Below are 14,006 nucleotides of genomic sequence, written 5' to 3'. Positions count from 1 at the left end.
GCCGCGTCCCGGACCCGAATGATGGGCGCCCCGCCGCCCGGAAAGGATCTCATGGCAACCTACGATTTTGTTTTTGACAGCCTCGGCCTGCGCGGCTGGTGCGGCGAGGAGCAGGGCGGACTGACCTCGATGGCCGACCTTCTGGGCGAAACCTCGGGCGAGGAGGCGACCGTTTCGGCATGGGACACGCCCTTTCCGTCGCTCGATGCGCTGCACGAGGCCTGCAACACCATCCCCCAGTCGCGCGAATTGACGCTGGGGCTGGAGCAGGGGTTTCTGGGCATCAAGGACAGTCTCAAGGTCGTCGTCGATCCGCTGACCCAACCGCTCAGCTGGGCGCTCAGCAATGCGCTGTGGGTCATGCAGGCGGTGCCGTGGTGGATCATGATCCCGGCGCTGATGCTGATCGTCTATCTGGTCGGCCGCTCGTTCAAGCTGGTCGGTCTGGTGGCGGCTGCGTTCTGTTTCCTCGCCTTCGTGGATTACTATGACTACACCATGCAGACGCTCGCGATCATCTTCGTCTGCGCGATCATATGCGTCCTCTTGGGCGTGCCCATAGGCATCGCCATGTCGCGCAGCGACCGGGTGCAGCGGGTGATGATCCCCATTCTGGACATGCTGCAAACGCTGCCGCCCTTCGTCTACCTGATCCCGCTGATCTTCCTGTTTTCCGTGACCGAGCCAAAGCTCTACGGCATCGCCATCATCCTTTACGCCATCGTTCCGGTCGTGCGCCTGACCGATCTGGGCATCCGCCTTGTCGACAAGGACGTGATCGAGGCGGCGGACGCCTTCGGCATGACCAAGCGGCAAAAGCTCTATGGCGTGCAGATCCCGCTGGCGCTGCCCAACATCATGGCGGGCGTGAACCAGACGATCATGATGAGCCTTGCAATGGTCGTGATCGCGTCGCTCGTATCGGCGCCGGGCCTTGGCGTTCTGGTGCTGCGCGGCATCCGCAATCTGGAACTGGGCGTCGGCCTTCTGTCGGGTCTGGGGATCGTCCTTCTGGCGATCATCCTCGACCGCGTGACCAAGGCCGCGCTGGCGCGCATCAACGCGCAGCAGCCGCAATAAGGGGGACCGGACATGACAGATGACAACGCACCCAAGATCTCGGTCCGCGGCCTTTACAAGATCTTCGGCGACGACCCGCAGACCGCCCTGCAGCGCGTCAAGGACGGCATGGGCAAGACCGAGCTTCTGGCCGAGACGAACCATGTGCTGGGCCTCAATGACATCAACGTGGACATGCCGCGCGGCAAGACCACGGTCATCATGGGCCTGTCTGGCTCGGGCAAATCGACCCTGATCCGCCACCTCAACCGCCTGATCGAGCCGACGGCGGGCGAGGTTCTGGTCGATGGCGACAATATCCTGGACTATGGCGACAAGGCGCTGCGCGATCTGCGCCAGCACCGGATGTCGATGGTGTTCCAGAAATTCGCGCTTTTGCCGCACCGGACGGTTCTGGAAAACGCCGGCATGGCCCCTGCCGTCGATGGCAAGAGCAAGCGCCAATATGCGGACGAGGCCACCAAATGGCTCGACCGTGTCGGGCTGGAGGGTCAGGGCAACCAGTATCCCGCGCAGCTGTCGGGCGGGATGCAGCAGCGGGTGGGCATTGCCCGCGCGCTGACCTCGAATTCCGACATCATGCTGATGGACGAGGCATTCTCGGCGCTCGATCCGCTGATCCGCACGGACATGCAGAACCTGCTGATCGACCTGCAGGGCGAGCTGCAAAAGACCGTGGTGTTCATCACCCACGATCTGGACGAGGCGCTGAAGCTGGCCGATCATCTGGTGATCCTCAAGGACGGCTTCATCGTCCAGCAGGGCGAGCCGCAGGAGATCTTGCTCAATCCCAACGATCCCTACATCGAGGATTTCGTCGCCGACATCAATCGCGCCCGCGTGCTGCGCGTGCGCTCGGTGATGGAGGAAACCACCGAGGATCCCGGCGAAGTCGCGGGCGAGGTGGACCATGACGCCACGCTGGAATCGGTGATCGCGGAATCGGGCGGCGACACGACGCTGCGCTACCGCGTGATGCAGGACGGCCGACAGGTGGGCGTTCTGCACATGCGCGCGCTGGTGCGCGCGCTGGTCCCGTCGGGCGGCGCCGAGGGCGCGGCACTGGCCCGCGCCGAGGCATGATGCCTCACCACATCAGCGGGCCAAATCCGATGATTAGGTAGACGACGATCAGGATGCCAAGATAGGGCAGCACGGCGCGCGTGATCTTCTCGATCGGCAGGCCCGCCGTGGTGGAGGCGACGAAAAGGTTGATCGCAACCGGCGGCGTCACCATCCCGATGGCAAGCCCCACGACGATGATGATGCCGAAATGCACCGTCCCCAGCCCCAGCTGCAGCGCCAGCGGAAGCAGCATCGGCGTCAGGATCACGAGGGCCGAGGCCGTCTCCAGAAAGACGCCGGTGACGAGGATGATCAGCATGATGATCAGCAGCAGCATGTAGAGATTGCCGGTCAGCGCCAGCGCGAAATCGGCAATGGCGCCCGGCACCTGCCAGCTCGACAAGGCCCAGCTCAGCACCGAGGAGGCCGAGATCACGAACATGATCACTGCCGTGGTCACGCCCGCGCGCACCACGATGCGGTAAAGCTGGCCCATCGTCAGGTCGCGGTAGATGAACAGCGACACGAGGATCGCGTAATTCACCGCGACGACGGCGGCCTCGGACGGGGTGAAGATGCCCGAAAAGATGCCGCCAAGGATGATCAGCGGCGCGAACAGCCCCCACATCGCCGACAGCAATGTGCGCCCGATGGTGGACAGGTTGAACGGCGTGCCGCGCGGATAGGCGCGCCGGTGCCCCTGGATCAGCGCCACGATGATCAGGCCGACGCCCATGGCAACGCCCGGGATGAACCCGTTCAGGAACAGCTTCGACACGGATTCCTGCGCGATCACCGCATAGATGATCATCGGGACCGAGGGCGGAATCACCACGCCAATCGTCCCTGATGCCGCGATCAAAGACGCAGCGGCGGCAGGATCATACCCCTTGCGCTTCAGCTCCGGCACAAGGCTGGCGCCGACCGCCGCCGTGGTCGCCGCGCCCGATCCGGAAATCGCGGCAAAGAACATGCCCGCCAGCACCGACACGATGCTGAGCCCGCCCTTGATGAAGCCGAACATCGCATCGGCAAAGGCCACCAGCCGCTTGGAAATCTCGCCCTGCGCCATCACGTCGCCTGCCAGCACGAACATCGGAACAGCGACCAGCGCAAAGCTGTTGATGCCGGAAAACATCTGCTGCGGCACCACCATCAGCGGCACGCCCGACAGGTTCAGCGCGCTCATCGTGGCCGCGCCCAGCACCACGGCGATGGGCAATCCCATCAGCAGGAAAAGGATGAACAGACCGGCAAGGACGAGGCTCATATCACATCTCGCCTTCCGCATCGCCGCCGCGCGGCCCCTGCCCCGCGATCAGCCGGGCAAGGTCGATAACCGACAGCGCCGCCATCAACGCCGCCGCGATCGGCATGACCGCATAGACATAGCTCATCGGCACGCGCAGCGACGGGGATTTCTGGAAACTCTGCACGTTCATATAGCGCACACCGATCACCGCCAGCGCCACCATGAAGGCGATGCTGACAAGGATCGCGGCCCCCGTGACAATCCGGCGCGGCCCGTCAGGCAGGCTGTCACGCAAGAGCGCCACGGCCAGATGCCGCCCCTCCTGCCACGCCAGCGCGGCGCCGAGAAAGGTGATCCAGATCAGCAGAAACCGCGCCACTTCCTCGGTCCAGGACACCGAGGTGAACAGCACGCGGCTGACGATCTGCAAGGTGATGACCGCCGTCAGGGCGGCCATCCCGGCAAAGATGACGGGCCTCAGGACCGCGCCCAGAAGGCTGTCAAGCCTCTCAAGGCCCGCCAGCATTTACTGCGCCGCGCCCGCGCGGATCTGCTCCTGAATGCGGGGCAGGTAATCGCCGAACTTTGCGCCGTATTTCTCGTAAACCGGCTTGACCGCCTCGGCAAAGGCCGACAGGTCGGCGTCATCGACGATGGTCATGCCCGCATCACTCAGCGCCTGCAATTGCTCGCCCTGCTGGCTGGCGTTCAGGGCGCGCTCGTATTCGGCGGCCTCCTGCGCGGCATCCGCCAGGATCGTCTGCGCCTCTTCGCCCAGCCCGTTCCAGACCGGCAGGCCCATGACGAAAATCGCGGGCGCGTAGGAGTGCCGCGTCATCGTCATGTTGGTCTGCGTCTCGTTCAGCTTGAAGGAATGGACCACGTTCACCGGGTTTTCCTGCCCGTCGATGGTGCCCTGCTGCATCGCGGTCAGCGCCTCGGTCCAGGCCATGGGGATGGCATCGGCGCCCAGCTCGCGGAAGGTATCGATATAGACGGGGTTTTCCATCACGCGGATGCGCAGCCCGCCCATGTCGGCCGGCGTGTTCACCGCCCGCTCGGAGTTGGTCAGGTTGCGAAAGCCGCGCTCGGCATAGGCCAGACCCTTGAGGTTGACCTCCGACAGCCGGTCCAGCAGCTCCTGCCCGATCTCGCCATCCAGCACCGCATAGGCGGCCTCGGACGACGGGAAGAGGAACGGCAGTTCGAACACCGCCATATCCTCAAGGAAATTGGACACCGGCCCGTTGGTGATCAGCCCCATGTCGATGGTGCCGATCTGCATCCCCTCCAGCAGCGTGCGCTCGTCGCCCAGCGTGGCGTTGGGGAAAACCTCGACCGTGATCGCGCCGCCCGAACGCTCGTCCACCAGATCGCGGAACTTGGTCGCGGCGGCGTGAAATGCGTCCTGCTCGTTCACGACATGCGCAAGGCGCAAGGTCACGGGCTCGATCTCGGCCAGGGCAGGCAGCGGGGCGGCAAGGGCGGCCAGCGCGGCGGCGGCCTTGAACAGGGTTTTCATCGGGATCCTCCCAAATAACAAAGATGCGCGCATATGGCGCGAAGGGATTGCCGGATGCAAGGGTCCGCCCGGTTCCGCGTGGCGCTACAGCCCCCCGCCCAGCCACCTGCGCGCCAGACCTTCGGTGCCGCGGGCGAAATGCGGGGCCAGCGACTGCGGCTCGGGCGCGTCCCTGCGGCTGCCGATCCACGCCAGCAGCGCCATGCGCCGCAGCATGATGAAACTGTCCATCTCGGCCTTGTCCTCCGGCGCCAGCGGGCAGATCCGCTCGTATCCGCGCAGCCATGCGGCCTTGAGCGCGGGCAGGCGCGGATCATCCTCGACAAAGCTGACGGCGGCGGCAAAATCATACAAAAACCAGCCAAAGCCGCAATCGTCGAAATCTATCAGCCGCGGACCCTCCGGCCCGATCAGCACATTGGCCAGCCGCATATCCGAATGGATCAGCCCATAGCGCCCTGCCCCCCGGCCGAACCGCGCCAGCCGCGCCTCCAGCCGCTCCTGCACCTCTTCCAGCAGATCCCGAATGCCCGGCGTCACATGCGGCGCCGCGCGCCAGTCCCCCCAAGGCGCAGCTGGCCCGAAGACGGCCTCCAGATCCCAGGCGGGTCGCTCAAACCCGGCCGGGCGCCGCCACCCGCGCGCATGGATGTGACAGCGCGCGGCAATTGCGCCCAACTGCTCGAACCCCGGCGCCAGATCGCCGCCCTCCTCGGGGTGCCGTCCCGGCACGAAATCGAACAGCACCATCCGCCGCCGGGGCCCCTGCCCCGCAATGCGCGCGCTCTGGATCAACTGCCCGTCGCGCCCCGGATGCATCCCCGGCACGGCAATCGCGCGGTCGCGGTCCAGCGCGGCGATCCAGTCCAGCTCGGAGGTAATGGCCGCGCGGCTGTGATATCCCGCCCGGTGGATCCGCAGGATCGCCCGCCGCCCCGGCGCGTCAACGCGGTAAGTCGTGTTCTCGGACACGTTGATGCGCCGCGCGATCGCCCCCTCGGGCAGATCCCACAGCGCCAGCGCATCTTGCGCCAGCCGGTCCAGATGCGGCAAAAGCTGCGCCAGTGGCATGTCGGTTTGCGGCAAATCTCACCTATCGCGGTTCGGGATCCGCCAACGCCTATCGCGCCCCGCGCCCCTTGCGCAAGGCATCACAGCCGCCCCTCGTCGTCAATCACGCGCAGCCGCGCGGCGCTGCCCTCGCCCCAGTGCCACAAAACGACGTTCAGCGCCGCCTCACGCGCGCCCCGCGCATAGCTGGGCACCGCCATGCCGCAATGTCCCGCCGCGCTCAGCGCCGCGGCCAGATCCTGCGTCGGAACCCCCTCGCCGCGCTGCATCTTCAGCAGCCACGCCGGATCGGCCAGCGCCCCGCGCGTCATCCCGAACCGGCCGAGCGCCGCCTCGTCCCGCGCATCGAACAGCCCGGCGATGCGCGCGTCATATTCCACGATGACCGAGGGCTGAAAGCTGCCGCCGCGCGCGATCTCGTGGCGCAGCGTGTCGAAATCCCGCGCCAGATACAGCGCGGGCGTGCCGCGCGCGTTGAACCGCCCGCCATAGCGGCGCGCGCCCTCCCCCGATAGCGGGCTGGCCGCGTGATAGGGGTGCAGCGCGCGAAAAAGGGGGCCTTGATACTCCAATTCAGGCGAAAACGCCGGCATCCAGCGCGGCGATATAGTCACGCACCCAATCGGCGTGCCCCTCCTGCACCAGGTCCATCGCCGTCATCCCGCCCAAACCGTCCAGCGGCTCCGAGCGGTACCAGGCATAGGCCATCGCCGCCGTGCCAAAGCGCGGCGTGACCAGGTTGACGATCTCGATCATCTCGCGCAGCCGACGCTGCGTGCGAGGCTGGCGCACCCGCTCGCTGCGGGCGATGGCGTCGCGGCCAAGGCCGACAGTGCGCGCGATCTCGTCCCGCGTGGTCATCAGGATCCGGGCGATGCGGTCCGGCTTGAAAAACCCGTCCGCCTGATAGTCAAGAATGGTCATTGCGATACCTCACGTTGAATGACATATAATGCGTCAATATACGTGCGTCAAGCCGACCCTGCCCTATCGAAGCCCCAGCAACAGACTCTAATCCGCGGCGATCCCGTCATAAATGCCCGGGTCCATCTCCTCCCAGAAGGTCAGGATGGCCCGCGCGTTCAGCGCCGACATCCAGCCGAAGCGCTCGAAATCCGCGCGCGCGGCGGCATCCTCGATGCGTGATGCGAACAATCGCTTGTCGGCATCGCGCTGCGTCGGCGTGCGCGCCTGCGCCGCCGCCTGCATCCGGCCCAGACGCTGCGCGCGCGCGCTGCCGGGCGGCGGCGCCTCGCGCGGGGCGCCGAAATCACCCGACAGCGCTGCGCTCAGATAGCCGACCATGCTGCTGACATTCTTGCGCCCCGCGACATATTCCAGCTTGGCCGAGACCTGATCCTCGCCATGGGTGGTCAGCCATTGCCGCGCCAGACGGTCACTGACGCCCAGCTCGCGCAGCCGCGCATAGACCGGCCCATGCCGCGCCGCCGTGCCGTCATCCAGATCCAGGATCGCCAGCTGAGGATTTTCCTTTATCAGAAACCGGATATCCGTGACCGCCCTGCCCCGCTTGCGGGTTTCGGGCGTGATCACGATGTTGCTGGTCTTGTTCACCTCGGCGACCGCAGGCTTGATCACCTTGGCGTTGAGATGTTTGAAACTCTCGTAATAGCTGGACCCGTCCAGCCCCATCAGGCGGCGAAAGATTTCCATCGACCACCAGCCGGTGCTGCCCGTCCGGATGAAACGATAGCAGTTTTCATAAAGCGCCAGCGCGTGCCCGCTGGTAAACCGGCGCTGGATATTCAGGTTGATCAGCGCGAAAACCTTGGGATCGTGCAATTTCTCGGCCAAGGCCGGGGAATAGGCATATTCGCACACCCCGCCTTTCAGCGTCGCATAGCTCAGCAGGCTGCTGACGCCCCATTCTGGCCGCCCGCTGGCATCGAGCATGTCCCACTCGGCAACAGTCTCTGCAAGGCCCTTTAGTGACTGTTTCAGCGTTGCCATATCGTTGGAATTATAGCCGATCATCAGGCAAAGCGTGCCTGCGTCAATCTGGTGACTGCGCTGCGTGGTGAGAGTGTCATAGGCGTTGAGGAGCAGAACATTCGACAGCTTGCGCTGCAAAAGGGACAATTTGCCCGACACATGGATCGCCGCGACGTGTTTTTTCACCGCCGCCCGGCGCAATGAGCCTGTCAGACGCTCACGGGGAATCTCTGTCATTGCTCGCTCTCGTTTTTTGGTCAGTATGCCGCGACAGGCACCTGACATCAATCCTTAACCGGGTGCTTCATGCAGCGAAGATGCGCGCCGCGATCCTCCCGCAAACGGGTTCCTGACGCCGCGATCCCTTGAAGTTCCGAGCCTCTCGGTACCCATCTACGGGATGCCCTTTAAGGATTGGTAACCCCTGCGCGCGGTGATTGAGCCGAAACAGGGTCTAACAGTGCACTGGTGCCCCTGTTCCCGCGAATCGGCGCCCCTGCCCCCGCAAATGGGGCCTTGGCATCCCGCAAACAGGCACCCATGATCCTGCATAGGGGTGCCCATATGGAGCTACTTCATTGTAATCGCTGATGTATCGGAGGATAAAGACTCTATAGAGTCCTAAAGATTCTACAGCTTTATGTCGTTGCTTTCTCGATTTATTGATTATTTCACGGCATCCGCGATCTAATCTTTCATCAGGCGCGACGGATGTGCGATAGATAGGGTGAAATCCTGTATAACTCCGCACATCCCGAAGGATACGAGATGACATCTCCCAAAGATCCCTTGCCGCCTTATTTCAACATCGACCCCGCCGCCGCCGCCGCCAAACTCTCGGACCCCATCGACACCGCGCGATTCGCCAAGGCGGCCGCATTTGCCGCCAAGGGCCGCCAGGATCTGGCGCGGCGCGGCTATGCGCCTGACGGAAAGAAACGCCTTCGCCGATTCTCGACCTGGGAGATTTGCAAATACCTGATCCCGGTCGCCCCGGCCCATTTCCGGCGGGTGCTGAAGAAGAACCCCGATTTGCCGCAGGGCACCGGCGAAGGCAACTCCAAGTGGTTCTCGCTCGACGATGTCCTGCGCCTGCGCCGCCACTTCGCCGCAGAGGGGGCCGCAGGCCGCGAATACCTGCCCTACCGGCCCGAGGGTCTGCCCGCGAAGATCGTCGCGGTATCGAATTTCAAGGGCGGGACGTCGAAGACCACCACGACAGCGCATCTGGCAATGTCCGCCGCGCTGGATGGCTACAAGGTTTTGGTCATCGACCTCGACAGTCAGGGATCCTTAACCTCGATCATGGGTGGCGAGGTGCCGGACGAGTGGTCGACAGCGTTTCCGCTTTTGGCCAAAGACTATGCGAAAGCCCTGCAGGCCGAAAACCTAGTGCGCGAGGCCGCCGGCACTCCACCCTTGCCGTTCGACGAAACGCTGACAGAGGCGTTGAGGGTTTCGCCGCGAAACGTGATTCAGGAGACGCACTGGCCAAATATCGACCTGCTGGGCGCCCAGTTGAACCTGTATTGGGCCGAATTCCAAATTCCGGTGTGGAGAATGGGCCTGCGCAGTTGGCCATTGTGGGATGCGCTGACAAATGCGTTGGTCGGTGAAGGAATCGTTAACGATTATGATATCATCTTTATCGATACGCCTCCAGCACTGGGATATTTGACGATCAACGCGCTTGCGGCGGCTGATATTCTGCTGGTCCCCCTTGGTGCGTCCTTTCTGGAGTTCGATAGTACGGGACGGTTTTTCGATATGCTGTATTCGACCTTTGCGAGTGTTGAAGAAGGCGAAAACGCGGTTCGGCGGCGGGATGGGCTGCCTGAAATCGGCTTTCAGTGGGACGCGGTGCGGGCATTGATAACCCGGTTTGATGCCAACCAGCAAACCGATCTCGCCAACGTTATCCAGGCCTATTTTGGTGATTTCATGACGACGTATCGTCAGGAATTGACCGCGATGGTTGGGCAGGCCGGCGAGCAGGTTAATGGGATTTATGAGGCGGATTATCGGGAGTTCAACCGTGACACCTATGTGCGGGGGCGCGAGACATTTGACCGGACCTGGGCCGAAGTTAAGGAACTGATAATCGGGACGTGGTATCGTGACCAGGCCAACTTGGATCTGGAGGCTGAAAATGGCGAAGCGTAAAAAGCTGGAGGCTCCCAGCGCAGCAGACATAACCAAACTCGAAGAAGAGTTTCGCCGCGAAACCTCCACGCGTTCAGGCCTTGGGGCAGGGGTGCCGATTGCCCAGGTCGCGGGAGAGGCGGCGCAGCAGATGGAAATCGTCGGCGCGGAGATTCGCGCAGGGCAGGCACGCATCGCAGCAGATGCACAAATGCTTAAGGATGCGCGCGCTGCCGGATTGCTGATGGCGGAGTTGCCGCTGGAGCAGATCGATGCGGATGCAATGGTCCGCGACCGGATGGATCTGGACGAAGACGAGATGCTGGAGCTGCGGCAATCGATTGCCGCGAGTGGTCTGCGGCTGCCGATCGAGGTGTTTGAGCTGCCTTCGCCGGGTGCGGGCGGGGTCAGGTTCGCCTTGGTGTCTGGGTATCGCCGTTATATGGCGGTCAGGGCACTGCGTGATCTTACGGGTCAGGCGAAATATGATCAAATCCGCGCGATCGTGCGCCCGCTGGCCGAGGCCGATGCGGCCTTCGCCGCGATGGTCGAGGAAAACGAGGTGCGCGCCCAGCTGACGCCGTTCGAGCGGGGGCGTATTGCCGTGATTTCAACGCAGCAGGGCGCGTTCGCGAATGTCGAAGATGCGGTTAACAGGCTGTACGCAACGGCATCGAAATCGAAACGCAGCAAGGTAAGGTCGTTCGCGGTGATCTTCGAGGAGCTGGGCGACATGCTGACCTTTCCCGAGGCGCTGAGCGAAAAGCGCGGTCTGCGGCTGGCGCAGGCGGTGCGCAATGGCGATGGCGGGGCGCTGCGGGATGCGTTGGCGCGCCGGATACCCGACAACCCGGAGCAGGAATGGGCGACGGTCGAATCGGTGATCGCCATGTCCGACGATGCGCCCCGCGACAAGACGCGCGGCGGGCGGCCGGCGCGATCCGGTGGCGCGGGCTGGCAGAATGCGGACGTGCTGGAAACCACGTCGGGCATAACGATTCGGAAGATCAGGGATGAAAAAGGATATGTCCTGCGCCTCGAAGGCCGCCTTGATGCGGATCTGATGGACTCGCTGATGCTTGAGATCAAAGCGCTGCTCGATGCGCCGTAAGGGTTTGGCCGCCAAACCGCATTTCGACGCAAGGCAGCCGGGCAGGGGGCATGTCATCAATTCGATTATAACATAATAAAAACAACGGATTAGATCGGATCGACGCTTGCATAAACGCGCGCACATCCCCTCCCGGATCTGACCCCCGCATCAACAATACCACGGGTCCGCATATCAAACCGAGCTAAAGCGTTTCGCGAAAAACCTGACTCACAGATTTTCGCGAAACGCCCGCGACATCCGGGCGTGGCGCGCGTTTCGCCTTTGGCTGACGACTCGGGTCAAAAGCGAAACGCTTTAGCTTGAGCTTGCCCCATGAACCGGCGACAATAGGCGCAGATGACACGCGCGCAGAATCTTTCAGACAATCACGAGACCGATGCGCTCGACGGGCTCATCGCCTGTCCGCATTGTGACCTTGTCTATTCCACACCCGAAGTGGCGCGGAACGAGCGTGCCTTTTGCCAGCGTTGCCACACGGTGCTGATCGCGCCGCGCCGCAGGGCCGGCAAGCGGCTGATCGCGCTGGCCAGCACGATCCTGATCCTGATCACCGGCGCGATGTTCTTTCCGTTCCTGTCGATCGGGGCAGGGGGGCTGCATCACGGGACGTCCATCGTGCAGACCAGCCTGGCCTTCACGGGGATGCTGGCGGTGCTGACCCCCGCGATCCTGGCGTTCATCGTCATCATCCCGATGACGCGGCTGATCCTTCTGATCTATGTGCTGGTCCCGATCATTCAGGACAAACCGCCAGCGCCCCTGGCCCGGCATGCCTTTCGCCTGGCCGAGGATCTGACGCCATGGTCGATGGCCGAGATCTTTGCCATCGGCTGCGCCGTCGCGCTGGTCAAGCTGAGCGATCTGGCCGAGGTCAGCCTGGGCCCTGCCGCATGGATGTTCGCGGTGCTGATGATCATCGTCGTGCTGACCGACAGCATGATGTGCCGCTATTCCATATGGAAGTCACTGCAACCATGAAAACAGCCCGCGAAATGGGCCTGATCGGCTGTCAGCGCTGCACGCGCGTGTCTCCGGCAGGGACCGAGATTTGCCCGCGTTGCGGTGGCAAGGTCCGGTCGCGCGATCCGATGTCGCTGCAAAAGGTGATGGCGTGGTGGGTGCTGGGCGTGGCCTGCTATATTCCCGGCAACCTTTACCCCATGCTGGAGACCAAAACGCTGGTGTCCAGCCAGAGCAACACGATCATCGGCGGCGCCGTGGAACTGGCGCAGCATGGCTCTTGGGGGGTTGCGATCATCATCCTTGCGGCAAGCGCGCTGATCCCGATCGCCAAGTTCGTGATCATCCTCGGGCTGGTGATTGGCGTGCAGCGGGGCCCGCAGATCTCGGACGGGCTGCGCCAGCGCTTGTATGAGATCGTCGAATATATCGGGCGCTGGTCGATGATCGACGTGTTCGTCGTGGCGGTCCTGTCCTCGCTGGTCCAGCTTCAGACACTGGTAAATATAACACCCGGCCGCGCGAGCATCTTTTTCGCCTTGTCCGTCATCTTTACCATGATATCTGCACAAAACTTCGACAGCAGGCTGATCTGGGACACAGGGAATACGCCCAAACCCGGCGAAATCCCTGACGGACATGCATCAAAGGAGCGCTCGGCGTGACACATGGCAACGATACACCGCCCCCGCCGCCGGTCAAACCCGCGGGGCGCAGCCCGTTCCGGCGGCTGTCGGTGGTGTGGATCGTGCCCGCCATCGCGCTGATCGCAGTGATCGGCGTGGCGCTCAAGACCTATGTGGACAAGGGGCCACTGATCCGGATCGCGTTCGACAATGCCGCGGGGATCGCCGCGGGCGAGACCGAACTGCGCTATCGCGACGTGACGGTCGGCATGGTCGAAAAGCTGGGCTTCACCGACGGGCTGGACCGCGTGATGGTGTCGGTGCGCGTTCACAAGGACGTGGCCGAGTTCGTGGATTCGGAGGCGCGGTTCTGGGTCGTGCGCCCGCAAGTGACGGCGCAGGGAGTGTCGGGGCTGGATACGGTTCTGTCGGGTGTGTTCATCGAAGGCATCTGGGACAGCACGCCCGGCGGTTTGCAGGAGGAATTCGATGGGCTGGTCGATCCGCCGCTGGAGCGGCTGAACCAGAAGGGTCTGATACTGACGCTGCGGGCGGCGGGCGATGCATCGCTGACGCAGGGCGCGCCGGTGGTCTATCAGGGCATCACCGTGGGCCAGGTCGGCCAGACCTCGATCAGCGAGGACGGCACCACCGCCGAGGCGGAGGCGATCATCTATGCGCCGCATGACCAGCTGATCGACAGCGCGACGCGGTTCTGGGACACGTCGGGGTTTTCCTTTTCGCTGGGGCCGAACGGCGCGGCGCTGGATTTCTCGTCCATCGCGTCGCTGATTTCGGGCGGCGTCACCTTTGCCACGTTGGTCTCCGGCGGCGAGCCGTTGGAGCCGGGCGCGACGGTGCCGATCTATGTCGACGAGGCGTCGGCGCGGGCGGCCGTGTTCGCGGGCGACGAGGGCGAGACGCTGACCCTGTCGGCGGTGTTCGAGGAGAATATTGCCGGTCTGGCCGTCGATGCCCCGGTCGAGATGGCGGGCCTGAAGATCGGGCGTATCAGCGCGCTGAACGGGTTGGTCGATCCCGACCGGTTCGGCGACAACCGCGTGCGGCTGGTTGCGTCGCTGGCGATCCAGCCGGGCCGTCTGGGTCTGGAGGAGGGCGCGCAGGACGAGGGCGCGGCGCTGGAGTTTCTCAGCGCGCGGGTCAAGGAGGGCTTGCGCGCGCGGCTGGCGACGACGTCGATCCTGACGGGGGGTCTGAAGG

14 protein-coding genes are annotated in these 14,006 nt (G+C 63.7%); 7 read left to right on the top strand and 7 right to left on the bottom strand.

The window, feature by feature from the left end:
- Positions 1-51: 51 nt before the first annotated feature.
- Both DC366_RS15360 and DC366_RS15355 read left to right on the top strand, forming a co-directional pair.
- Complete coding sequence (locus DC366_RS15360; protein WP_108693169.1) at positions 52-1,080, top strand: ABC transporter permease; 1,029 nt, start codon at positions 52-54, stop codon at positions 1,078-1,080.
- 12 nt (positions 1,081-1,092) lie between these two features.
- The gene (locus DC366_RS15355) at positions 1,093-2,163 is read left to right on the top strand and encodes a quaternary amine ABC transporter ATP-binding protein (RefSeq protein WP_108693109.1); all 1,071 of its coding nucleotides are present in this window, start codon (positions 1,093-1,095) and stop codon (positions 2,161-2,163) included.
- 4 nt (positions 2,164-2,167) lie between these two features.
- On the opposite strand, the gene DC366_RS15350 is transcribed toward DC366_RS15355, so the two are convergent.
- From DC366_RS15350 to DC366_RS15320, 7 genes are all read right to left on the bottom strand, one after another.
- A complete protein-coding gene (locus DC366_RS15350; RefSeq protein WP_108693108.1) occupies positions 2,168-3,415 on the bottom strand; it encodes a TRAP transporter large permease in 1,248 nt (415 codons plus the stop codon).
- Position 3,416: 1 nt separating this feature from the next.
- Positions 3,417-3,923 carry a TRAP transporter small permease gene (locus DC366_RS15345; protein WP_108693107.1) on the bottom strand — a complete coding sequence of 169 codons (507 nt, stop codon included), beginning with the start codon at positions 3,921-3,923 and terminating at the stop codon, positions 3,417-3,419.
- Positions 3,924-4,919, bottom strand: a complete 996-nt coding sequence (locus tag DC366_RS15340; RefSeq protein WP_108693106.1) for a TRAP transporter substrate-binding protein — start codon at positions 4,917-4,919, stop codon at positions 3,924-3,926.
- An 84-nt stretch (positions 4,920-5,003) separates the two neighbouring features.
- Entirely contained in the window at positions 5,004-6,005 is a 1,002-nt protein-coding gene (locus DC366_RS15335; RefSeq protein WP_133176220.1) for a phosphotransferase enzyme family protein, read from the bottom strand.
- 65 nt (positions 6,006-6,070) lie between these two features.
- On the bottom strand, positions 6,071-6,583 hold the full coding sequence (locus DC366_RS15330; RefSeq protein WP_108693104.1) for an RES family NAD+ phosphorylase: 513 nt from the start codon (positions 6,581-6,583) through the stop codon (positions 6,071-6,073).
- On the bottom strand, positions 6,564-6,914 hold the full coding sequence (locus DC366_RS15325; protein WP_108693103.1) for an antitoxin Xre/MbcA/ParS toxin-binding domain-containing protein: 351 nt from the start codon (positions 6,912-6,914) through the stop codon (positions 6,564-6,566). The genes DC366_RS15330 and DC366_RS15325 overlap by 20 nt, the downstream gene beginning before the upstream one ends.
- An 87-nt stretch (positions 6,915-7,001) precedes the next feature.
- Positions 7,002-8,180 carry a replication initiation protein gene (locus tag DC366_RS15320; protein ID WP_108693102.1) on the bottom strand — a complete coding sequence of 393 codons (1,179 nt, stop codon included), beginning with the start codon at positions 8,178-8,180 and terminating at the stop codon, positions 7,002-7,004.
- Positions 8,181-8,711: 531 nt separating this feature from the next.
- Here DC366_RS15320 and DC366_RS15315 point away from each other — a divergent pair.
- The 5 genes from DC366_RS15315 to DC366_RS15295 form a co-directional block, all read left to right on the top strand.
- Positions 8,712-10,106, top strand: a complete 1,395-nt coding sequence (locus DC366_RS15315) for an AAA family ATPase (protein ID WP_108693101.1) — start codon at positions 8,712-8,714, stop codon at positions 10,104-10,106.
- A complete protein-coding gene (locus tag DC366_RS15310) occupies positions 10,093-11,196 on the top strand; it encodes a ParB/RepB/Spo0J family partition protein (protein ID WP_108693100.1) in 1,104 nt (367 codons plus the stop codon). Before DC366_RS15315 ends, DC366_RS15310 begins: the two co-directional genes overlap by 14 nt.
- A gap of 339 nt (positions 11,197-11,535) precedes the next feature.
- Positions 11,536-12,177, top strand: a complete 642-nt coding sequence (locus tag DC366_RS15305; protein ID WP_108693099.1) for a paraquat-inducible protein A — start codon at positions 11,536-11,538, stop codon at positions 12,175-12,177.
- Positions 12,174-12,824, top strand: coding sequence for a paraquat-inducible protein A (locus tag DC366_RS15300; protein ID WP_243405160.1), 651 nt, complete (start codon positions 12,174-12,176; stop codon positions 12,822-12,824). Before DC366_RS15305 ends, DC366_RS15300 begins: the two co-directional genes overlap by 4 nt.
- Positions 12,821-14,006 (top strand): PqiB family protein (locus tag DC366_RS15295; RefSeq protein ID WP_119851597.1); only part of this gene is annotated, 1,186 nt, incomplete at its 3' end. The genes DC366_RS15300 and DC366_RS15295, both read left to right, overlap by 4 nt.

Origin of the sequence: Pelagivirga sediminicola (assembly GCF_003072125.1) — a bacterium.
Lineage (GTDB): Bacteria > Pseudomonadota > Alphaproteobacteria > Rhodobacterales > Rhodobacteraceae > Roseovarius > Roseovarius sediminicola.
Note: the sequence above shows the minus strand (reverse complement) of the source record. Positions and strands in the feature narration are given on the sequence as shown.

Coding starts and splice junctions, on each gene's coding strand:
- DC366_RS15360 (WP_108693169.1), top strand. CDS start 52: ATGGCAACCTACGATTTTGTTTTTGACAGCCTCGGCCTGCGCGGCTGG.
- DC366_RS15355 (WP_108693109.1), top strand. CDS start 1,093: ATGACAGATGACAACGCACCCAAGATCTCGGTCCGCGGCCTTTACAAG.
- DC366_RS15350 (WP_108693108.1), bottom strand. CDS start 3,415: ATGAGCCTCGTCCTTGCCGGTCTGTTCATCCTTTTCCTGCTGATGGGA.
- DC366_RS15345 (WP_108693107.1), bottom strand. CDS start 3,923: ATGCTGGCGGGCCTTGAGAGGCTTGACAGCCTTCTGGGCGCGGTCCTG.
- DC366_RS15340 (WP_108693106.1), bottom strand. CDS start 4,919: ATGAAAACCCTGTTCAAGGCCGCCGCCGCGCTGGCCGCCCTTGCCGCC.
- DC366_RS15330 (WP_108693104.1), bottom strand. CDS start 6,583: ATGCCGGCGTTTTCGCCTGAATTGGAGTATCAAGGCCCCCTTTTTCGC.
- DC366_RS15325 (WP_108693103.1), bottom strand. CDS start 6,914: ATGACCATTCTTGACTATCAGGCGGACGGGTTTTTCAAGCCGGACCGC.
- DC366_RS15320 (WP_108693102.1), bottom strand. CDS start 8,180: ATGACAGAGATTCCCCGTGAGCGTCTGACAGGCTCATTGCGCCGGGCG.
- DC366_RS15315 (WP_108693101.1), top strand. CDS start 8,712: ATGACATCTCCCAAAGATCCCTTGCCGCCTTATTTCAACATCGACCCC.
- DC366_RS15310 (WP_108693100.1), top strand. CDS start 10,093: ATGGCGAAGCGTAAAAAGCTGGAGGCTCCCAGCGCAGCAGACATAACC.
- DC366_RS15305 (WP_108693099.1), top strand. CDS start 11,536: ATGACACGCGCGCAGAATCTTTCAGACAATCACGAGACCGATGCGCTC.
- DC366_RS15300 (WP_243405160.1), top strand. CDS start 12,174: ATGAAAACAGCCCGCGAAATGGGCCTGATCGGCTGTCAGCGCTGCACG.